The sequence below is a fragment of the Skermanella sp. genome (assembly GCF_059503625.1).
Genome location: NZ_JCACHA010000095.1, coordinates 1 through 3949 on the forward strand (window position 1 = coordinate 1; position 3949 = coordinate 3949).

General features: G+C 57.8%; 5 protein-coding genes. 1 reads left to right on the forward strand and 4 read right to left on the reverse strand.

Features of this window, described 5'->3' with window-relative positions:
- Positions 1-15: 15 nt before the first annotated feature.
- The 3 genes from AC5JJ6_RS02480 to AC5JJ6_RS02490 all read right to left on the reverse strand — a co-directional run bounded on the left by AC5JJ6_RS02480 (position 16) and on the right by AC5JJ6_RS02490 (position 815).
- Complete coding sequence (locus tag AC5JJ6_RS02480; protein WP_496040528.1) at positions 16-93, reverse strand: hypothetical protein; 78 nt, start codon at positions 91-93, stop codon at positions 16-18.
- Positions 94-102: 9 nt separating this feature from the next.
- Entirely contained in the window at positions 103-288 is a 186-nt protein-coding gene (locus AC5JJ6_RS02485) for a pentapeptide repeat-containing protein (RefSeq protein ID WP_496040529.1), read from the reverse strand.
- 269 nt (positions 289-557) lie between these two features.
- Positions 558-815 (reverse strand): hypothetical protein, encoded by a 258-nt coding sequence (locus AC5JJ6_RS02490; RefSeq protein ID WP_496040525.1) that lies wholly within the window; start codon positions 813-815, stop codon positions 558-560.
- A gap of 149 nt (positions 816-964) precedes the next feature.
- Between AC5JJ6_RS02490 and AC5JJ6_RS02495 the strand changes: the two genes are divergently transcribed.
- On the forward strand, positions 965-1111 hold the full coding sequence (locus AC5JJ6_RS02495; RefSeq protein ID WP_496040526.1) for a hypothetical protein: 147 nt from the start codon (positions 965-967) through the stop codon (positions 1109-1111).
- A gap of 368 nt (positions 1112-1479) precedes the next feature.
- On the opposite strand, the gene AC5JJ6_RS02500 is transcribed toward AC5JJ6_RS02495, so the two are convergent.
- Positions 1480-3666: a histidine kinase dimerization/phosphoacceptor domain -containing protein gene (locus AC5JJ6_RS02500; RefSeq protein ID WP_496040527.1), complete on the reverse strand. Its 2187-nt coding sequence runs from the start codon at positions 3664-3666 to the stop codon at positions 1480-1482.
- Between the last annotated feature and the right edge of the window lie 283 nt (positions 3667-3949).

Consider the following 3949-nt stretch of genomic DNA (forward strand, 5'->3'; position numbering starts at 1 on the left):
CACGGCAGATGTCCGTCAGACGGGCTGGTCCAGCATCGCGGACTTGAGGCAAGCGCCTTGGAGGTCGGCACTGCTAAGGTCGGCCTTGCCCAGCCTGACCTCCTACACGGAGGCGCTGGACAGACAAGCACCCTTGAGGGAGGCGCCATGGAAATCAGAATGATCGAGGTTGGCCGCCGCCGGGTTGCAGCCGCCGAGCAGGAGAGCAACAGAAACCGTCGGGCAACTCGGGCTGCGGTAGCGAGTGGGGCAGACTGGACATTGTTGGCGGGCATGCCCGGATACCAGCTGGTGAAAAGGTCATGGAACGTGCCGTCGAGGTTCGAGTTCGAAGCTGCTGCAGCCCGAGCTGCCCCACGGTTCCCGTTGCTCCCGTCGTCGTGCGCATACGGGGCCATCAGCCCACGATCGACTACGTCTGGCACCGAACGGCGGAAATCGTTCGTTGTCTCAAACGCTTCGTGGTTCGGGAAATCTTCGGTCATCCATGCCGTCCAACCAAGCCCGCTTCATCTAACCAAAATGTCAGTTGACATATGTAGGAGCATCATTGCCTCTCAGTCAAATGGACTATCGAGCGGGCTAGCGACCTGGAGCATCGGAAAATCACCATGGACTTTCACTCTGCCCAACTCTGGAAGTCCAAGGTGGTCTATCACCCATTGGCGGAATTCTCTTTCCTGGTCCGCGTTGACTTGGTAGACCCAGCATCCTGCTGGTCGATACACCTTCGCTCGTCCTGACAAGGGTATAGTATCAAACCCGTCCTGGTCCGGATTGAGCCGTTCGATAAACTGTTCGCGGAAGTCAATCATTGGTGTTTCCTTGTCCGCTGGTTCCACAGCTGTGGAGGAACTAACAGTCCACACTCCAGTCCGCTCTCCGGCTGCTGCTGATTTTCCATACCGTCCGTTCAGGGTCGAGCGTTGATGATAGGTGGTTCATAGGCGATCCGGCGAAACTCATGCTGGGACTGTGCGGCTTCCTCGAGCACGAGGAGACTATCGAGAACCAGCAGTTTCGCTTCATGCCGCTCGGCTTACTTCCGGACCAGCTGAGCGATTTGTCGAGGACGGGTATGCCGGCACCCGGCGTGCCCCGGACGATGTAGGCGCCGCCACACAGCAGTCCACTACCGAGCATGTGGTCGAAGTTGGTAAGGAAAACGCTTGAGCAGGAGCATGTTTGATTGACATCGCTCACAAGGAAATCTGTGTTCCTGAAGTTTCGCCTGTCACCCCAGATCAGCTCCAGTTGGCTGTGCGTAGCGGGTTGGCTTACTCGGAGACCGTTTTCGCGCCCCGTCATTGATCCTTTTATCTACTCAGATTACGCATGTGAATTGGATATTAGTGCCATTACCTGCTTGGAGGTTTCGCAAGCGACCGCGGCGGCGATCTACATGGCACAAAGCTAAAACGAAAAAGGTCCTGTTTAGGAGAAACTTCTGACACAGTCCCGGCAACTGATGTCTGCCTGCTATGGAGCGTCCATATGCACTGAATGTGGCACCGTGAGAATGACGCGTGTGCCCGACGCGTTCGTCATGATCTCGATATCTCCTTCAAGCTGAGAGATGAGTGTTTTCGTAAGACGGGATCCAAAGCCGCTCCGCCGCGCCTCGGATGGCATGCCACCTCCGCAATCCGCCACGGTTACGCGAATTGTTGCCCGAACCTGCTCCTGCACCGTTACGTCAATGGGTCCCACACCTTCAGGATACGCGTACTTGATAGCGTTCGTGAGCAGCTCCGTAATCACAAGTGCAAGTATGATGGCCCGGTCAGTAGGCAGAAGAATGGGCGGTGCATGGATCGTAACATGCTGCTCCCAGGAGCGTCCCCAAACCTCTACCAGGCCATCGCGCAGCTCGCGCAGATACGTACCGAACTCGACATTCTGGATCTGATCCGAGCGCCAAAGCCGCTGATGAACCGTGCTGACCGCTATGATCCGCTGCCGCGCCTCCTCAAAATGGGACCGGATGGTTGGATCTGATGTTTCGCGCTCCTGGATGCTGAGCATCGAATTCACAAGGTGAAGGCTGTTCTGGACACGATGGTTGACCTCCCGCATGAGGAGGTCTTTTTGTTCAAGAAGCTCCTCCTTGTCGGAGAGAGTTCGACGAAGCTGCAGGTTCAGCTCCCGAAGCCTCTGCCGCTGAAGCAGGTCGAAGACTGTATCCCTAAACTTCCGTACCCCGTTCACCTCTGCGCTCGACCAGGCGCGGGATCGGTTCCGGACCGTTTCCTGCCAGGCGTCGAAAGATTTCCGGGGGGTGAGCGTGCCGAGGCTGGTACCAGGCTCGACGGGCTTATGGGGGTTGCCGGCCCAGTTGATGGTCTGGACGTATTCGGCGCGGAACCACATCAGGACCAGCGGAGTTTCACGCGAGACTACCGTCGCCAGAATGCCAGCCATCTGGAACGCAGGATCGGAAGCCGGCCCATAACGCTCCGCCAGAACGTCGGTGGCATAAGGGTCTGGCCGGGAGGAGTTCATGATCCAAGCTGTTAGCTTTTTCACCTCGGCTTCAGGGGGTGCGTGTCCGATACACAGAACCTCGTCACCGACCCGGATCGCGGCGCCATCCGCGGGAATGAGGGTGGAAAGCGCTGGGCCATGTTCCAGTAGAGCTTTGTCAACGGCTTCTGAACGAGCCAAAGTCCAACTCAACTCGTCGCGCGTCGAACTGAGCCGCAAGGTCTCAGTGTGGTGGCTCGCCTCCTGCCGTGCCCGGATCAGCTGGCTCAGGATCTGGCCAACATGCTTCGATGCTTCCCGTAATTCGTAAGGAACCTGTTTAGGTGATGCATGATGGCAGGCGATCAGACCCCATAGAGTTCCCTCGATCACGATCGAAATGGACATGGACGCTGCGACACCCATGTTTTTCAGGTACTGAATGTGGGTGGGTGACACGCTTCGCAGCCAGCAGTCGCTCATATCGAGCGGCTCGTTTGTGGCCGGACAAAGAGCTGGAATAAGAGGTGCCGGCGCGTAGTTTACATCCGGTATCAACCGGACCGGACTGCGCACATAAAGAGCGCGTGCCTGCCTGGGAATATCTGACGCCGGATAGTGATGGTTCAGGAAGGGAGCCAATTCGGCGATCTTCGCCTCGGCGACGACGCAGCCTGATTTGTCCTCCAGAAAACGGTAGATCATCACCCGGTCGAAGCCAATAAGGGAGCGCATCTCCCGAGCGGCCGCCCGGCATAACCGAGTCAGATCGAGTTGCGTTTCCAGTTCCGTGCTGATCGCGTGAAGCTTGGCGAGCATCCGCGCGGCGCTGTCCCGATGGGCTTCCGCCGGCTCCATCTCCAGGATGAGGAGACCGTCACGTATGTGCGCGACGACATCGAGCATGCGGCTAGCTGCAGGGACACTGATCGATCCCAGAAAGACCGGCTCCGCCAACGGGCCGTTACTGGATGACTGGATCAGCATGGCCGGGTCACTACCCAGGACCTCGCCTACCGGCTCATTGAGAATTTGAGTCACGGTACGGCCAAGTAATCGCTCCGTTTCTCCAGCGACCTGAATCACGGTAGCCGTTTCCGGATCGATGGCGAGGAGAATTCCATGTGGCTGGATCGAGCCGGGAATATGGATCGGCTCCTGGTCGCAACTCGTGGGGTCTGCTGGTTGCGCAGTTTCAGTCATTGGATGAGCTGATTAAGCTTTCCTGATCATTGGCAGAAGGGACATTTCTGATCCTGGGCGCAGCTTGGCATGATATGCGGTTTATCTAGGAAACTGGAAGCTGGAACGAGAGACAGAATGGAACGGCGTCTCTTGAGCAGTTTACTTGTGTCGAACCTAGTCGGCCAGCATCTTCTGCTGCCGCAGGCGAGCCATTTGGGGGCTGCGACCGAGCGAGGCAGGCTGTGAGGTTCCCTCGCCCTGCTGCCGGAAAGGCGAGCGCGGTGCCAGAGCGACTACGCTC